The organism is Oscillibacter sp. MSJ-31, assembly GCF_018918025.1.
In the GTDB taxonomy this organism is placed as follows: Bacteria; Bacillota; Clostridia; order Oscillospirales; family Oscillospiraceae; genus Hominicoprocola.
In genome coordinates this window covers 155,774-169,840 of the sequence record NZ_JAHLPT010000003.1, presented here as the reverse complement: position 1 = coordinate 169,840, position 14,067 = coordinate 155,774, and the positions used below count along the sequence as shown (strand labels likewise).

The 14,067-nt window shown below is 53.4% G+C and carries 18 protein-coding genes and 1 pseudogene; 15 read left to right on the top strand and 4 right to left on the bottom strand.

Annotated features, from left to right (window positions below):
- Positions 1 to 218 precede the first annotated feature (218 nt).
- The 4 genes and pseudogenes from KQI17_RS04105 to KQI17_RS04090 form a co-directional block, all read right to left on the bottom strand.
- Positions 219 to 1,103 carry a Bro-N domain-containing protein gene (locus KQI17_RS04105; RefSeq protein ID WP_216494933.1) on the bottom strand — a complete coding sequence of 295 codons (885 nt, stop codon included), beginning with the start codon at positions 1,101 to 1,103 and terminating at the stop codon, positions 219 to 221.
- Positions 1,087 to 1,569: a low molecular weight protein-tyrosine-phosphatase gene (locus KQI17_RS04100; RefSeq protein ID WP_216494932.1), complete on the bottom strand. Its 483-nt coding sequence runs from the start codon at positions 1,567 to 1,569 to the stop codon at positions 1,087 to 1,089. The genes KQI17_RS04105 and KQI17_RS04100 overlap by 17 nt, the downstream gene beginning before the upstream one ends.
- Positions 1,570 to 1,657: 88 nt before the next feature.
- A pseudogene (locus KQI17_RS13845) lies at positions 1,658 to 1,993 on the bottom strand (DUF1016 N-terminal domain-containing protein); the annotation flags it as partial.
- A gap of 298 nt (positions 1,994 to 2,291) precedes the next feature.
- Positions 2,292 to 2,603 carry a helix-turn-helix domain-containing protein gene (locus KQI17_RS04090; protein WP_177717471.1) on the bottom strand — a complete coding sequence of 104 codons (312 nt, stop codon included), beginning with the start codon at positions 2,601 to 2,603 and terminating at the stop codon, positions 2,292 to 2,294.
- A 427-nt stretch (positions 2,604 to 3,030) separates the two neighbouring features.
- Here KQI17_RS04090 and KQI17_RS04085 point away from each other — a divergent pair, with 427 nt between their 5' ends.
- From KQI17_RS04085 to KQI17_RS04015, 15 genes are all read left to right on the top strand, one after another.
- Positions 3,031 to 3,810 (top strand): DUF134 domain-containing protein, encoded by a 780-nt coding sequence (locus KQI17_RS04085; protein ID WP_216494931.1) that lies wholly within the window; start codon positions 3,031 to 3,033, stop codon positions 3,808 to 3,810.
- A gap of 1 nt (position 3,811) precedes the next feature.
- Positions 3,812 to 4,468, top strand: a complete 657-nt coding sequence (locus KQI17_RS04080) for a Crp/Fnr family transcriptional regulator (RefSeq protein ID WP_216494930.1) — start codon at positions 3,812 to 3,814, stop codon at positions 4,466 to 4,468.
- A gap of 66 nt (positions 4,469 to 4,534) precedes the next feature.
- Entirely contained in the window at positions 4,535 to 5,077 is a 543-nt protein-coding gene (rbr, locus tag KQI17_RS04075; RefSeq protein ID WP_216494929.1) for a rubrerythrin, read from the top strand.
- A gap of 21 nt (positions 5,078 to 5,098) precedes the next feature.
- Positions 5,099 to 5,473, top strand: a complete 375-nt coding sequence (locus tag KQI17_RS04070; RefSeq protein WP_033120174.1) for a desulfoferrodoxin family protein — start codon at positions 5,099 to 5,101, stop codon at positions 5,471 to 5,473.
- 76 nt (positions 5,474 to 5,549) lie between these two features.
- Entirely contained in the window at positions 5,550 to 5,762 is a 213-nt protein-coding gene (locus KQI17_RS04065; RefSeq protein ID WP_033120173.1) for a DUF6219 family protein, read from the top strand.
- 89 nt (positions 5,763 to 5,851) lie between these two features.
- Positions 5,852 to 6,010: a rubredoxin gene (locus KQI17_RS04060; RefSeq protein WP_118601949.1), complete on the top strand. Its 159-nt coding sequence runs from the start codon at positions 5,852 to 5,854 to the stop codon at positions 6,008 to 6,010.
- 125 nt (positions 6,011 to 6,135) lie between these two features.
- Positions 6,136 to 6,381 (top strand): ferredoxin-thioredoxin reductase catalytic domain-containing protein, encoded by a 246-nt coding sequence (locus tag KQI17_RS04055; RefSeq protein WP_118297397.1) that lies wholly within the window; start codon positions 6,136 to 6,138, stop codon positions 6,379 to 6,381.
- 12 nt (positions 6,382 to 6,393) lie between these two features.
- Entirely contained in the window at positions 6,394 to 6,597 is a 204-nt protein-coding gene (locus KQI17_RS04050; protein ID WP_005946404.1) for a 4Fe-4S binding protein, read from the top strand.
- Complete coding sequence (locus KQI17_RS04045; RefSeq protein WP_216494927.1) at positions 6,594 to 7,169, top strand: 4Fe-4S binding protein; 576 nt, start codon at positions 6,594 to 6,596, stop codon at positions 7,167 to 7,169. The genes KQI17_RS04050 and KQI17_RS04045 overlap by 4 nt, the downstream gene beginning before the upstream one ends.
- Before the next feature lie 28 nt (positions 7,170 to 7,197).
- Positions 7,198 to 7,518: a thioredoxin gene (gene trxA / locus KQI17_RS04040; RefSeq protein WP_216494926.1), complete on the top strand. Its 321-nt coding sequence runs from the start codon at positions 7,198 to 7,200 to the stop codon at positions 7,516 to 7,518.
- Positions 7,515 to 9,209, top strand: coding sequence for an FAD-dependent oxidoreductase (locus KQI17_RS04035; RefSeq protein WP_216494925.1), 1,695 nt, complete (start codon positions 7,515 to 7,517; stop codon positions 9,207 to 9,209). The genes trxA and KQI17_RS04035 overlap by 4 nt, the downstream gene beginning before the upstream one ends.
- On the top strand, positions 9,206 to 9,877 hold the full coding sequence (locus KQI17_RS04030; protein ID WP_216494924.1) for a GTP pyrophosphokinase family protein: 672 nt from the start codon (positions 9,206 to 9,208) through the stop codon (positions 9,875 to 9,877). The genes KQI17_RS04035 and KQI17_RS04030 overlap by 4 nt, the downstream gene beginning before the upstream one ends.
- Positions 9,878 to 10,059: 182 nt before the next feature.
- Positions 10,060 to 11,154: a GGDEF domain-containing protein gene (locus KQI17_RS04025; RefSeq protein WP_371821946.1), complete on the top strand. Its 1,095-nt coding sequence runs from the start codon at positions 10,060 to 10,062 to the stop codon at positions 11,152 to 11,154.
- Between the two features lie 532 nt (positions 11,155 to 11,686).
- Positions 11,687 to 12,247 (top strand): Rrf2 family transcriptional regulator, encoded by a 561-nt coding sequence (locus tag KQI17_RS04020; RefSeq protein WP_253285676.1) that lies wholly within the window; start codon positions 11,687 to 11,689, stop codon positions 12,245 to 12,247.
- Complete coding sequence (locus KQI17_RS04015) at positions 12,141 to 14,054, top strand: acyl-CoA dehydrogenase family protein (RefSeq protein ID WP_216494923.1); 1,914 nt, start codon at positions 12,141 to 12,143, stop codon at positions 14,052 to 14,054. Before KQI17_RS04020 ends, KQI17_RS04015 begins: the two co-directional genes overlap by 107 nt.
- Positions 14,055 to 14,067 lie beyond the last annotated feature (13 nt).

Sequence of the window (14,067 nt, the reverse complement as noted above, 5' to 3'; positions counted from 1 at the left end):
TTTGCGCAGCAAGATCTTGGCGCAGGGGCAATTCACTTGCCCCGAGCATGTTCGATTTCCTTGGGGTGGAGCGACCCCAGAGAGCGGAACCCAAAAATAAGACCATCTGCCAAAGGCAGATGGTCTTATTTTTGTCATACCTCAACACTATAGATTTTTTCGAAATTTACTTTCAAAAAATCGTCGTATGACGGCAAGAAAACCTTGACGTGCAACGCTCACTTGTCTTTCGGTTTTTCCTTTGTGTCGGAGACTGCGCCCTCCAGCAGGTCCGTTACGACTTGATTGAGCTGTGCGGCGTTCTTGGGTGTGATGACAGGAACACCCGTGCGCTCCTCCACTGCTTTCCGGGCAATTCCAGCGGCCTCACCGCCTTCACGAGCGACTGCCATATTCTCCGAAAATGTACTCGGTGCTTTCTGCTTGGATATCTCCGTAGTAGTGGCCTCCGCCAGCATATTCAGTACCAGTTCCAGCGTAGTCATGTTATCACGAAGGTTTTCCTTTTTCAAGCCCTTCAGATTTTTGTACTGCCGGGTGGACATGCCAGACCAGGCTCGGGAAATCTCGTCCGTGAGGATGGCGTACTCTACGCCTTTCTGCACACCGCGGGCATCCCATTCATCCGTCAGTTCTTTACGGACCTGGATGGCCTGCAGCCGCTGATTGATCCACTCACGGCTGTAACCCTTCTTGAGATAGGTTTCCAGAGCGCGGTCAATGGTCAGCTCCGGGTCGATGGTCTCCTCGATACGCTCTCGACCGACCTGTGCCAGCCACAACTTGAACGGTTCTGCCTTCGGGGAAGGAATAGACTGGATGATTCGGAGAAGCTGCTCGGTATCGGCTACATCAGTCAATCGTTTTTTGCCATCCGAAGCGGTCATTTTCAACTGGTTACAAGCTGTAACCGTTTCATTTCCCTCATCCTTCAGGCGTTTCTTCGTTACCTTCCAGTAGTTACGAGCTGCCTGATAATCTGGCTGATCAGTCAGCACAGCTACCACATCAACGACGGAAAAGTACCATTCTTCCTTTTCCTCATCCCATGCGGTTCGAATACGCTTGTCTTCGAACAGTTGGATATTATCGTTTTGTGCCATTTGAATCACCTCGTTCTGTCATGAATTCTTTCAAAAGTCCTTGGCAGCCATCCAGCACATCCTGCCAGGTCGCCTCGAAGTCCTCGGTGTACCATGGGTCTGCCACATTGCCGGGATGGGCGGTGTGATCCATCAGGAGGGACATCTTGCCGACATAGTCGCCGCCGCAGATACGGTACATATCCCGGAGGTTGGCCTGGTCCATGCCGATCAGGAGATCGTATTCGTCGTAATCCCGATTTGTCAACTGCCGTGCGGCATGGCCTTCGCAGGAGATCCCATGCTCGGCCAGCTTGCGCCGTGCCGGAGGATAGACTGGGTTGCCAATCTCCTCCCGACTGGTAGCCGCTGATTCGATATGAAATTGCGATGTCAGTCCCGCCTTTTTTACCAAGTCCTTCATCACGAACTCGGCCATGGGGCTGCGGCAGATATTTCCATGACAGATAAACAGAATCCTCTTCATACTGCGTTCTCTCCGAAATCTCATCGTTGCCCTCATTATACCACACATCGACCTTTTCGTCGAGAACACTTTCCAGATACGCAGAATCCTCGATCATTCGCAGAAGCTCCGCCTTGGATAGATTCCGTGCTGTAGCCTGCCGGATGTACCAGCGGCGCTCCTCTGCGGGCAGCTCTGCCTCCATGATCACAACGTTCTGTGTCCAATTCAAGCGAAGCGCTTCACCCAGCAGTTCCGGCATGCCGCTGTACAACTGCCAGAAATCCCGCATCCGGCGCACATTGCGCGGAGAGAAGCCGGTCATATCCGGGTATTGTTCTTTTATGAACTCCGCAGCAGCTACCGCTGCACCCTTTTCCGAGTGGGCACAGACGGCCTTGCCGATTTCGCAGTACAGCTCCATCTGCGGCAGATCTGCTTTCATGACAGATTCCAGTGTGGCAAACTGAACATATATACCACCTACTATGTTATTAGTTTACACCTCATTTGATTATCCTTGTAGAACTCATCAGTATGGTATATGGCAATCAAATGATGCGTACTTTGTGGTGATATACTATGCAATTCCGGCGTATTACCCAGAGTTAGAACTGCAAATTGTTTTTCTCTCAGGCTTCAATGCAAATCACCTCTATAAAGCAAAATTCCGCAAGGCATGGATTATACACCGATGCCTTGCGGTTTCTCTGTATTTACAAATGTGTTATTTCAGGGAATGGTCACTCACGGGTCAGCCGACGAATATTGCCGATGATGAGCATTAAGTCATCGTCATTCAGCTTTCGCAATTCTTCAATGGCCGTTTGCAGGAGTGCGGGATTTTCTTCGGATTCATCGAAGAATTGGCTTGGTGTAATATCAAAATAGTTACAGATTTGAAGAAATTCTGCCATAGGTGGCAACGATTTGCCAGAGGATATGTTATAAACATAGCTTCTGCTATGCCCGAGATCATAACTCATTTGATATTCAGAGACACCCTTTTTTAGTCTCAGCTGAGTAATTCGATCACGCACGAATTGTGTGTCCATATGATATTCACCACCTATCTTATGATTATTTTAGGTGATGACCGAAGAAAAATAACCCACGATTTTACGCCGTTTGCCTTGAAAGCATACAAGAGTTTATGCTATAATACAAAGAATTATGTTTTTTGCTCTGCGATTCAAGTCATTTATCGAATTGTGCTTGTTTATAGCGTATCAAAAATGTTTTAACCCGCATTGCATTGCAACAAAAAAACGAGTGCCACGGGCACTCGTTCAGGCGTCGCTTCTTTTCGTGAAGTATCTAACTTGAGGATAGCTCACTTGTTGTATTCAACTCCGACTATCAGCCTATCAGCCAGCATCTATATGAGGGCAGAAATTGCAGCGGCTTTTGAAAAGAATATTGCTTTTTCCTTTCCAAAGTGCTATAATCGGTATATACCGAAAACAAAGGAGGAAAGCGTCCATGCCAAGACCGCCACGGTGCCGTCGGATTTGTGGCGCACCACAAGTTGATACCTTCTGCCCCAACGGGTGCGAGAATACCGAGCCGATCCTGCTGACGCTGGACGAATACGAGGTCATCCGGCTGGTTGACTTGGAGCAGCAAACCCACGAGCAGTGTGCCGCACAAATGGACATTTCCCGATCTACCGTGCAGGAGATTTACGAAAGCGCACGGTGCAAGATCGCAGCGTGTCTTGTCCACGGGAAACCGCTGCACATCACCGGGGGAAACTACCGCATCTGCGGAGGACAGGAGGCAGCCCACTGCGGCCGCTGCTGCCGGATGCAGAGAGCCAACACAGAAAAATCCAACAAAAAATGCGAAGGAGATTCCATTATGAAAATTGCAGTTACCTATGAAAACGGTCAGATCTTTCAGCATTTCGGCCACACCGAACAGTTCAAGCTTTATGAAGCTGCGGACGGCAAAATCACTCATGCGGGAGTTGTTGATACCAACGGCAGCGGTCACGGCGCACTGGCAGGCTTCCTGATGCAGAACGGCGTGGACACTTTGATTTGCGGAGGCATCGGCGGAGGTGCGCAGGCAGCTCTGGCCGAAGCGGGCATCAAGCTCTACGGCGGTGTCAGCGGGGACGCTGACGCGGCGGTGAGCGCATTGCTCAGCGGAAATCTGGGCTACGATCCCAATGTCCACTGCGATCACCATGACCACGAGCACGGCGAGGCTGGGCACACCTGCGGTGACCACGGCTGCGGCAAGCATAGCTGCCACTGATATGGAGCACACACTGACACAGCTTCCGTTTTGGTCATCCTTGACTGAACAGGAGCAAGAAACGCTGCGCCGAAGTGCCTTTGTCCGTCATTATGAAAAGGGTGCGTTCGTACACAGCAGCGACAACGAATGTCTTGGAATGCTGTTCATCCTTTCCGGCGAGATCCGCACCTATCTTCTCTCCGAGGAGGGGCGAGAAGTCACATTGTTCCGGCTGTATCCGGGCGAATTATGCGTGCTTTCTGCCTCCTGCGTGATCAGTCAAATCACCTTTGATACGCAAATGACCGCGGGAATGGATACGGAGGTTCTGATTATCCCTGCAAATATCATTGCTGCGCTCAAGGAGCAAAATCTTCATGTCCGCTGCTTCCTCTATGAGTTGGCAACGAAACGGTTTTCTGATGTGATGTGGGCGATGCAGCAGATCATGTTTAAGGGGTTGGATCGGCGGCTGGCAGAATTTCTCCTGGCCGAAGCGGAGCGTACCGGCTCCGACACGATACGCATGACCCATGAGCAGATCGCCCAGCACATCAGCTCGGCGCGGGAGGCAGTGGCGCGGATGCTCAAAGGCTTCTCGGAGGACGGGCTGGTGGAGCTGAAGCGCGGTGCGATCACGCTGCGGGATACAGGCGGATTGAATCACTTAAAATGAAAATATTGTTTTTAACACGAATCCGTGTTATAATATGAGCAGAAAAAGCTGAAAGGAGCATCGACCATGAAAGAAGCGAAATACGCAGGTACTCAAACCGAAAAAAATCTGATGGCTGCCTTTGCCGGTGAGTCCGAGGCACGCAACAAGTACACCTATTTTGCATCTAAGGCCAAGAAGGAAGGCTACGAGCAGATCGCGGCGCTGTTCCTTAAAACCGCCGATAACGAGAAGGAACATGCCAAGCTGTGGTTCAAAGAGCTGAACGACATCGGCGACACCGCCGAAAATCTTCTCGCCGCCGCTGAGGGCGAGAACTACGAGTGGACGGATATGTACGACGGCTTCGCCAAAACCGCCGACGAGGAGGGCTTCCATGAGCTGGCCCAGCGTTTCCGCCTGGTAGCCGCCATTGAAAAGCATCATGAGGAGCGCTACCGTGCCCTGCTGCACAATGTGGAAATGGCGGAAGTCTTTGCCAAGAGCGAGGTCAAGGTGTGGGAGTGCCGCAACTGCGGGCATATCGTGATCGGTGAGAAAGCACCGGAGGTCTGCCCGACCTGCAACCATCCCCAGAGCTATTTTGAAATTCACGCAGAAAACTATTAAAGAAAGAAAAGGAGAATCATCATGGAGCAGAAGTTTTACATTTGCAAGCATTGCGGCAACATCATTGCCAAGGTCAAGGATACGGGCGTTCCCGTCATCTGCTGCGGTGAGCCGATGAGCGAGATCATCCCCGGCACGACCGACGCGGCCGTGGAGAAGCATGTCCCTGTCTGGACAGTGGAAAACGGCATCGTCCATGTCAAGGTCGGCTCCGTGGAGCATCCCATGCTGCCGGAGCACTACATCGAGTGGGTCTCTCTCCACACCAAGCAGGGCAACCAGCGTAAGGAGCTGCACCCAGGCGAGAAGCCCGAGGTCTGCTTCGCTCTCTGCGAGGGCGACGAGGTCGAAGCGGTCTACGCCTACTGCAACCTCCACAGTCTGTGGAAAGCGTGATCGTTCCGCGCATGGTATCTTAGAACCAACATAGAGAACTGAATGACATGTATTGCAGGCAGGAGGCAAACAAGTCATGAAAGCACATAAATATTGGTCAATCGGAGCGGTAATTACCATGTTTGGAACTTTTTGCACTGGATATAAAGGCTCAAAAACAGCGCATAAGTACCTTGCGCTTAGTTCCTTGATCTGCATGGTTATGGCAGTATATACGGGTCATAAAATGATTTCAGGGAATAAGAAAACAAAGAGAGTAAAACAAGCGGAAGCTGTGGATATTCTTTGAGTAAGATAGGAATCGTTATTGTTTCTGATGACGATAAAGTCGGGCTAATGTTGTGTGCGAAATAAAAAACATCAAAGGAGAATTTCATTATGAAATATGTATGTGATGTGTGTGGTTGGGAATACGATGAAGAAAAGGGCTATCCGGAAGGCGGCATTGCACCGGGTACAAAATGGAAAGATATTCCGGATGATTTTGAATGCCCCTTATGTTCAGTTGGCAAAGATCAGTTTTCTGCGGCTGAGTAAGGAAGCACAACAAAACCTATAAACAAAGAGCCGTGAAGCAGTATGTAAGATCCCGCTTCACGGCTCTTTCTCGCTTATATAAAAATTTGCCGTAACGTGACCTCGTCACAGAAAAATGCTTTGTCCTGCGGTATGATAAAGCCACAATCAAGAAAGAGGTGGCGAACATGAAAATCAAGCTCAATCCCGATCAAGAGATTGTCAATACCATCCGGGAAGGACTCAAGCGCACCGGCGGATACTGTCCCTGCCGCAGGGAGCGCACAGAGGCGACCAAATGTATGTGCCAGGAGTTTAAGGATCAAATTGCAGATCCGCTCTTCGAGGGATTCTGCCACTGTATGCTCTATTACAAATCCTTGCAGGATTAAGGGAGGAACGCTATGCTGTCAAAGAAACTGGCCGCCATAGATAAGACGCGGTGCGTCGCCTGCGGTGTGTGTGAAAATACCTGTCCACTGGGGGCCGTCAAGGTGCGCCGTGGCTGCTACGCCGCCGTGGAGGCGGAACGCTGCGTAGGCTGCGGCAAGTGCGCAAAGCTCTGCCCCGTCGGCTGCATTGAGGTGAAAGTGAGGGCTGACGCATGAAAGCGAAGCATTGGTACGATTACCTGTGGGTATATGCCATCATCTATTTTGCACTGGGCTTTTTCAATATCCTGTTCGCGTGGCTGGGCATGATCGATTTTCTCTTGCCGCTGTTCTTAGCCATCTTTGGCGGGAACAAATTCTTTTGCAACCACCTCTGCGGACGGGGACAGCTGTTCAGCAAGCTGGGGACTGACCTTAAATGCTCCCGCTGTAAGCCCACGCCCCGCTGGATGTCCTCCAAGTGGTTCCGTTATGGCTTTTTGCTCTTTTTCCTGACGATGTTCGGCAACATGGTGTTCCAGACCTATCTGGTCGTTGCTGGTGCTGCGTCCCTACGGGAGGCCATTAAGCTGTTCTGGACATTCCGTGTGCCTTGGGGCTGGACTTATACAGCCGGTACAGTCGCCGATTGGGTGGCGCAGTTCAGCTTTGGCTTTTATAGCCTCATGCTGACTTCTCTGCTGCTGGGTCTGATCGTTATGGTGCTCTACAAGCCCCGGACATGGTGTGCCTTTTGCCCTATGGGAACCATGACACAGGGTATTTGCAAGCTGAAAAACAAAGAATAAACAAAGATAACAGAAAGGAGCCTTTCTCATGGCTGAACTGAAAATCACTGCTGCGAATTTTGAAAACGAGGTACTGCGTTCCGACAAGCCCGTCCTGCTGGATTTCTACGCGGACTGGTGCGGACCGTGCAAAATGCTCTCTCCTATACTGCATGAGCTTGCCGAAGAAAAAAGCGGTGCCCTCAAGGTGGGCAAGGTCAATGTGGACGAGCAGATGGAGCTGGCGATGCGTTTTCAGGTGTCCAGCATCCCGATGCTGGTTGTATTCAAGGATGGAAAGGCCGTTGCCAAATCGGTGGGCTATCGGCCTAAGTCGGAGATCGCCGCCATGGTGGAGGGTGCAAGATGAAAGTTGTGATCGTAGGCGGTGTGGCGGGCGGTGCTTCTGCCGCCGCCCGCATCCGCCGTCTGGATGAACACGCGCAGATCGTCATGATCGAGCGCAGCGGCTATGTGTCCTATGCCAACTGCGGCCTGCCGTATTATGTGGGCGGTGTGATCAAGGAGCAGGAAGAATTGACGCTGCAAACTCCGGAGAGCTTCTGGGATCGTTTTCGCATTGATGTGCGGGTACGGCAGGAAGTAACTGCGATCAATCCCACAGAGAAAACCGTCACCGTTCACGCATTGGATAGTGGAAAGGTCTACACGGAAACCTATGACAAACTGCTCCTCGCACCCGGCGCAAAGCCGACGGTCCCTGCGCTTTCCGGCGTCAGCAGTGAGCGTGTTTTCACGCTGCGCACCGTGGAGGACACCATCCGCATCAGGCGCTTTGTAGAGAATCAGAAGCCGAAAAGCGCTGTTTTGGCTGGCGGCGGTTTTATCGGTCTGGAAATGGCGGAAAACCTTGTGGAGATGGGAGTTTCCGTCACCATCGTCCAGCGTCCCAAGCAGCTTTTAGCGCCGCTGGATGCGGATATGGCGAGCTTTGTCCATGCGGAAATGCGCAGACACGGCGTGGCTCTGCGGTTGGGTGAAACCGTCACCGGATTCCGACAGGACGGAGATTCCGTGCTGACGCTGCTGGAGGATAGTGAGCCACTGCATTCGGATATGGTACTGCTGGCCATCGGTGTTACCCCGGATACACATTTAGCAAAAGAATCCGGACTCAGACTTGGTATTCGTGGCAGCATCGCTGTCAACGAGCGGATGGAAACCTCCGTGCCGGATATCTACGCTGTGGGCGATGCCGTAGAGGTCACCCATTTCGTGACCGGCCAAAAAGCATTGATCTCGCTGGCGGGGCCTGCCAACAAGCAGGGACGAATTGCCGCTGACAATATCTGCGGCGGAAACAGCCGCTTTCACGGCTCTCAGGGCTCGTCTGTTCTGAAGCTGTTTGGCTTGACAGCAGCCTCCACGGGAATCAATGAAAAGGCAGCGCAGGCAGCAGGGATCACTTACGACAAAGTCGTATTGTTCCCAGCATCCCACGCCACCTATTATCCCGGCGCACAGTCTATGGCAATGAAGGTGCTGTACGAAAAGGAAACTTTGCGGCTGCTGGGAGCGCAGATCGTGGGCCGCGAGGGTGCAGACAAGCGTATCGACGTGCTGGCCACCGCCATCCGCGCCGGTATGACGGCGCTGGAGCTGACGGAGCTGGACCTCGCCTACGCGCCGCCCTATTCCTCTGCCAAGGATCCGGTCAATATGGCCGGTTTTATGATCGAGGATTTGGAGAGCGGGAAAGTGCGGCAGTTCCATTGGGATGAGGTGGACGACCTGCCCCGCGATGGCAGCGCGGCGCTGCTGGATGTCCGCACGGAGTGGGAGTATCAGCGGGGCCATCTGGACGGCTTTCGGAACGTTCCCTTGGACGATCTTCGGGAGCATTTGGACGAGTTAGACCGGAGTAAGCCTGTTTATGTGAATTGCCAGACAGGGCTTCGCAGTTATCTGGCCTGCCGGCTTTTGACGCAGTATGGTTTTACCTGTGCCCATCTCTCCGGCGGATACAGCTTTTATCGGGTCGTAACAAAAGAGCAGCAGACAGCGCGGAGCGCCTATCCCTGCGGAATGGAGAAGCTATGAGTGAAAATCTATTCGGTTTGACGGTTGCGGCAGATAAAGGCTTGGATGATCTACAATGCCAGCGCCTTTTAAGCGAAAATCGCAGGTATCAGGAAGTCATGCTGCAATACCGCTGCGCACTGAAAGCACTTGAAAGCAGGTTGGAAATTCTGAACGAAGAATTTTCATTGCAGCATGACCGCAATCCGATAGAAAGTATGAAAAGCCGCTTGAAGTCGCCGTCCAGCATTATGAATAAGATGCAGAAGCGCGGACTTCCTCTGGATTTTCCGACCATGCAGGCAAATATCATGGATGTTGCCGGTGTGCGTGTGATCTGCTCTTTCGAGGAGGATGTGTTCTTTTTGGCAAAGTGCTTAAAAGACCAGTCTGACATTGAAATCATCACAGAGAAAGATTATATTTCACACCCTAAGCCAAATGGCTATCGCAGTCTGCACCTGACGATCCGGTTGCCGGTATTCTTTGCGAAAAAAGAGATCCATGTGCCGGTGGAGATACAACTCCGTACAATCGCCATGGACTTCTGGGCAAGCCTTGAGCATACCATCCGCTATAAGAAAAACCTGCCGATAAATACTGAAATCGAAACTGAACTGAAAGAGTGCGCCGATTCCAGCAGAGAGTGGGATGGTAAAATGGAGCATCTACTGCACATCCTAACTTAATATGCACTGAATCAAGGCTCAAAAAACCAGCCCCGCAGCAGGGGGAAAATATAGATTATTTTATCATGCCGATTATTCTGGGGAGACAGTAGAAAAATTTCCATTGTTATTGACATGATGTGCGTTACTGAGTAAAGTATTCATCAAGACTGATTCGCAATAAAGAATATCATGGTCGTTCCGTGATCGAGGTAGTTATGATAAAAGGAAATGTAAAAATAGATCGCAAAAATCTCATCAGCATCCTGCAAAGCTGCCTTGTGCTGATTTTGGTGATCCTTGTCACTCTGATGATGGTCGAGATCGGCAACCTGAAGGGCACGGCCCGCGTCATCAATTATGCCGGGCTGGTGCGCGGAGCCACGCAGCGGGCGGTAAAGCTGGAGATCACAGGCACCCGAAACGATGAGTTGATCGCGTATTTAGACGATATTTTAAGCGATCTGACATCCGGGGATGGGCACTACGAATTGGTAGAGCTCAAGGACGCGGCCTATCAGGAAAGGCTGGACATCCAGCGTGACTACTGGGAGCGGCTCAAGGCGGAGGTCGCGGCGGCCAGACAGCGTGGATATGAGAACACCCAAATCGTTGCCATGAGCGAGACCTATTTTGAAATGGCGGACGAAACGGTGTCTGCCGCGGAACACTATTCAGAAAAGATCGCCATGAAGATCCGCACTATTGAGATCCTCTCGGCACTGGATATGCTGTGCCTGGTGATCCTGATCATGCTCCAGACCGCCATGGCACTGAAAATGGACCGGAAAAACCAACTGCTGGAGCAGAAGGCATACATCGACATCCATACCGGCCTGCCCAACAAAGGCTCCTGCGAGGAGCTTCTCAACAACAGGGAAATTCTCCGGGAGCCTACGGCCTGCGTCATATTTGACCTGAACAATCTGAAAACCGTCAACGATACGATGGGTCATTCGGCAGGTGACCAACTGATCCTGAGCTTTGCCCGGCTTTTACGCCGGGTGATCCCGGAAAAGCATTTCGTGGGCAGATACGGCGGCGACGAATTTATGGCGGTCATTTACCATACGGACCGGCAGGAGGTGGAGGGCATACTGGACAGTCTGCGCAGGGAAGCCGACGCTGCAAACCGTGACGGCAATCAGCTTCCTCTCAGCTACGCCTACGGTTGGGCGATCTCCGCCGATTATGAAGGCTGCGTCATGCAAACGCTGCTGGACAAGGCCGACTATTGCATGTACGAAAATAAGCGGACCTACTACGCCACCCACGACCGGAGAGTGCCCAGGTCATAAGGCTCTTTTCAAACGAAAAACAGCAAGAACGAATTCGTTGCCACTATTGCGAAAAAAGCCTGGCCTGACGAAGAAAGGACAGGGAGGCGGCACTGAACGTCCACGTCGCAGTTGTGATGGAGGTACTGAAGGCTGGTGGCAGCGTGCAGTTCATCTTATTCAGTGCACATTAACTTAATTCGTCGAATATAAAATGAAAAGCACGCACTTTATTGCTTGTTTCGGTTGGATGGCTTAGGCTTGTCAGGGCTCGCCACATCCGCCTTGGGTGGGTGATCGCTGAGAGCCCCAACCGATTTCTCTGTTTTCTGGTTTTCAGTCATAGTCTTTTCTGCTTTCGGCGGGCTGCCACGGCACAGCTTTTTCGGCTTCTATAATTGGAAGGAACATGGCTTTTCGCTGAATGGAAGGCGAAACTGACCCAAATCGGGGCGGTCTGTATTATTGCAATAATCATTTCAAAATTATCTTGACAAAATTTATCGAGATTGATATGATGGCAGTACAAGCAAGCGAAAAGAGGATGCGGGACATGATCATCACCAAAGAGACGGACTACGCGCTGCGCATTTTGCGGGTGCTGCTGGACGGGGAGAAGCATTCGGTGGCCGAGATGTCGGAAACGGAGCTGATCCCTACTCAGTTTGCCTACCAGATTCTGCGCAAGCTCTCCGCCGGCAATTTGGTGCGGGTGAGCCGCGGCGCTCTCGGCGGCTGCGAGCTGTCCTGCGACCTGGACGCGACCTCCCTCTACGATCTCATGGGGGTCATGGGGGAACGGGGCGTTCTGTGCGCCTGCATGGAGCCGGGATTTGAGTGCCGCTGGCAGGACAAGCATGGGCGGTGCGCCATCCACTGTCAGCTGGCGGCCTTGCAGCGAAAGCAGGACGAGGCGTTCTGTGCCGTGAGCCTGCGCAGGCTGCTGACCGGCGGATCCGATCCCCAAGATACAAGCGAGCTGTATAATTTTAAGAGGAGGTACCCGTATGCTGTTTCAAACCACGGCGGCGCACGAAGAGCTGCGCACGAAGATCCGGAGTTTTGCGGAGGAGGAGATCAAGCCCCTCGCGTTTATGATGGATCAGAACAATGAGTTTCCCGAGGAGGCTGTCAAGAAGCTGGGTAAGCTGGGCTGGATGGGCATTCCCTTCCCCAAGGAGTACGGCGGTGCCGGTCTGGACGCCCTGAGCTACGCCATCGCGGTGGAGGAGCTGGCTCGTGTGGACGGCGGCGCGGGCGTGATCCTCTCTGCCCACGTCTCCCTTGGCTCATGGCCCATTTTCGCCTATGGCACCGAGGAGCAGAAGAAGAAATATCTGGTTCCGCTGGCCAAGGGCGAGAAGATCGGCGCCTTCGGCCTCACGGAGCCCAACGCCGGATCCGACGCCGGCGGCACGGAGACCACGGCGCTGGATAAGGGGGACTACTACCTCCTCAACGGCGGCAAGATCTTCATTACCAACGCCCCTAAGGCGGACACCTATGTGGTTTTCGCTGTCACCACGCCGGACATCGGCACCCGGGGCATCTCCGCTTTCATCGTGGAGAAGGGCTGGAAGGGCTTTGAGTTCGGCGACCACTATGACAAGATGGGTATTCGCTCCTCCTCCACGGCGGAGCTGATCTTCAACGACGTGAAGGTCCCCAAGGAAAACCTGTTGGGCAAGGAGGGCGAGGGCTTCAAGATCGCCATGTCCACGCTGGACGGCGGACGCATCGGCATCGCCGCGCAGGCGCTGGGCATCGCCCAGGGCGCGTTTGAGCACGCGCTGAGCTATTCCAAGGAGCGTATTCAGTTCGGAAAGCCCATCGCGGCCCAGCAGAGCATCGCCTTCAAGCTGGCGGATATGGCCACCAAGCTGCGCTGCGCCCGGTTCCTCATCTACTCCGCGGCGGAGCTGAAGGAGCAGCACGCGCCTTACGGCATGGAGTCCGCCATGGCGAAGATGTACGCCTCGGACATCGCGCTGGAGGTCACCAACGATGCCTTGCAGATCCACGGCGGCAGCGGCTTCCTCAAGGGCATGGAGGTGGAACGGGCCTACCGCGACGCCAAGATCACCACCATCTACGAGGGCACTAACGAGATCCAGCGGGTGGTCATCGCCTCCCATCTCATCGGCAGGCTGGGCAAGAGCTCCGGCGGCGAGAGCCGTTCGGCGGCCAAGAAACCCGCGCCCATCACCGGCATTCGCAAAAAGACCATCTTCCGGGAGGGGGACGCCGCCCAGCAGGTGGCCGACCTTGTGGCGGCGCTGAAGAAGGACGGTCACGACTTCTCCGTGGGCATCCCCATGGATACGCCCATCCCGCAGGCGGAACGGGTGGTCTCCGCGGGCAAGGGCATCGGGGAGAAAAAGAACATGAAACTGGTAGAGGCGCTGGCCAAGGCCGCCGGCGCTGCCATCGGTTCTTCCCGCCCTGTGGCGGAGACCCTCAAATATCTGCCGCTGAACCGCTATGTGGGTATGTCCGGGCAGAAGTTTACCGGCAATCTGTACATCGCCTGCGGCATCTCCGGCGCGTCGCAGCACCTTAAGGGCATCAAGGACGCCTCCACCATCGTGGCCATCAATAAGAACGGTAACGCGCCTATCTTCAAGAACTGCGACTACGGCATCGTGGGCGATGTGGAGGAGATCCTGCCCCTGCTCACTGCTGCGCTGGATAGCGGCGAAAAGCTGCCCGCGCCGCCCATGGTAAAGATGAAGCGGCCCATGCCGCCGAAGCCCGCCCCCATCGGCGACCGCTACGTCTGCAGCGGCTGCGGCTACGAGTATGTGCCGGAGTTGGGCGACGAGGACGGCGAGATCGCGCCCGGTACGCTCTTTGAGCAGCTTCCCGCCGAGTGGGTGTGTCCCGAGTGCGCGGAGACGAAGGATCAATTTGTAAAGGCTTGAGCCGTGAAGGAGG

What these genes read in the sequence shown, in the direction of transcription:
- KQI17_RS04105 (WP_216494933.1), bottom strand. Translation starts at nt 1,103, where the DNA reads ATGGCACAAAACGATAATATCCAACTGTTCGAAGACAAGCGTATTCGA.
- KQI17_RS04100 (WP_216494932.1), bottom strand. Translation starts at nt 1,569, where the DNA reads ATGAAGAGGATTCTGTTTATCTGTCATGGAAATATCTGCCGCAGCCCC.
- KQI17_RS04090 (WP_177717471.1), bottom strand. Translation starts at nt 2,603, where the DNA reads ATGGACACACAATTCGTGCGTGATCGAATTACTCAGCTGAGACTAAAA.
- KQI17_RS04085 (WP_216494931.1), top strand. Translation starts at nt 3,031, where the DNA reads ATGCCAAGACCGCCACGGTGCCGTCGGATTTGTGGCGCACCACAAGTT.
- KQI17_RS04080 (WP_216494930.1), top strand. Translation starts at nt 3,812, where the DNA reads ATGGAGCACACACTGACACAGCTTCCGTTTTGGTCATCCTTGACTGAA.
- rbr (WP_216494929.1), top strand. Translation starts at nt 4,535, where the DNA reads ATGAAAGAAGCGAAATACGCAGGTACTCAAACCGAAAAAAATCTGATG.
- KQI17_RS04070 (WP_033120174.1), top strand. Translation starts at nt 5,099, where the DNA reads ATGGAGCAGAAGTTTTACATTTGCAAGCATTGCGGCAACATCATTGCC.
- KQI17_RS04065 (WP_033120173.1), top strand. Translation starts at nt 5,550, where the DNA reads ATGAAAGCACATAAATATTGGTCAATCGGAGCGGTAATTACCATGTTT.
- KQI17_RS04060 (WP_118601949.1), top strand. Translation starts at nt 5,852, where the DNA reads ATGAAATATGTATGTGATGTGTGTGGTTGGGAATACGATGAAGAAAAG.
- KQI17_RS04050 (WP_005946404.1), top strand. Translation starts at nt 6,394, where the DNA reads ATGCTGTCAAAGAAACTGGCCGCCATAGATAAGACGCGGTGCGTCGCC.
- KQI17_RS04045 (WP_216494927.1), top strand. Translation starts at nt 6,594, where the DNA reads ATGAAAGCGAAGCATTGGTACGATTACCTGTGGGTATATGCCATCATC.
- trxA (WP_216494926.1), top strand. Translation starts at nt 7,198, where the DNA reads ATGGCTGAACTGAAAATCACTGCTGCGAATTTTGAAAACGAGGTACTG.
- KQI17_RS04035 (WP_216494925.1), top strand. Translation starts at nt 7,515, where the DNA reads ATGAAAGTTGTGATCGTAGGCGGTGTGGCGGGCGGTGCTTCTGCCGCC.
- KQI17_RS04030 (WP_216494924.1), top strand. Translation starts at nt 9,206, where the DNA reads ATGAGTGAAAATCTATTCGGTTTGACGGTTGCGGCAGATAAAGGCTTG.
- KQI17_RS04020 (WP_253285676.1), top strand. Translation starts at nt 11,687, where the DNA reads ATGATCATCACCAAAGAGACGGACTACGCGCTGCGCATTTTGCGGGTG.
- KQI17_RS04015 (WP_216494923.1), top strand. Translation starts at nt 12,141, where the DNA reads ATGCTGTTTCAAACCACGGCGGCGCACGAAGAGCTGCGCACGAAGATC.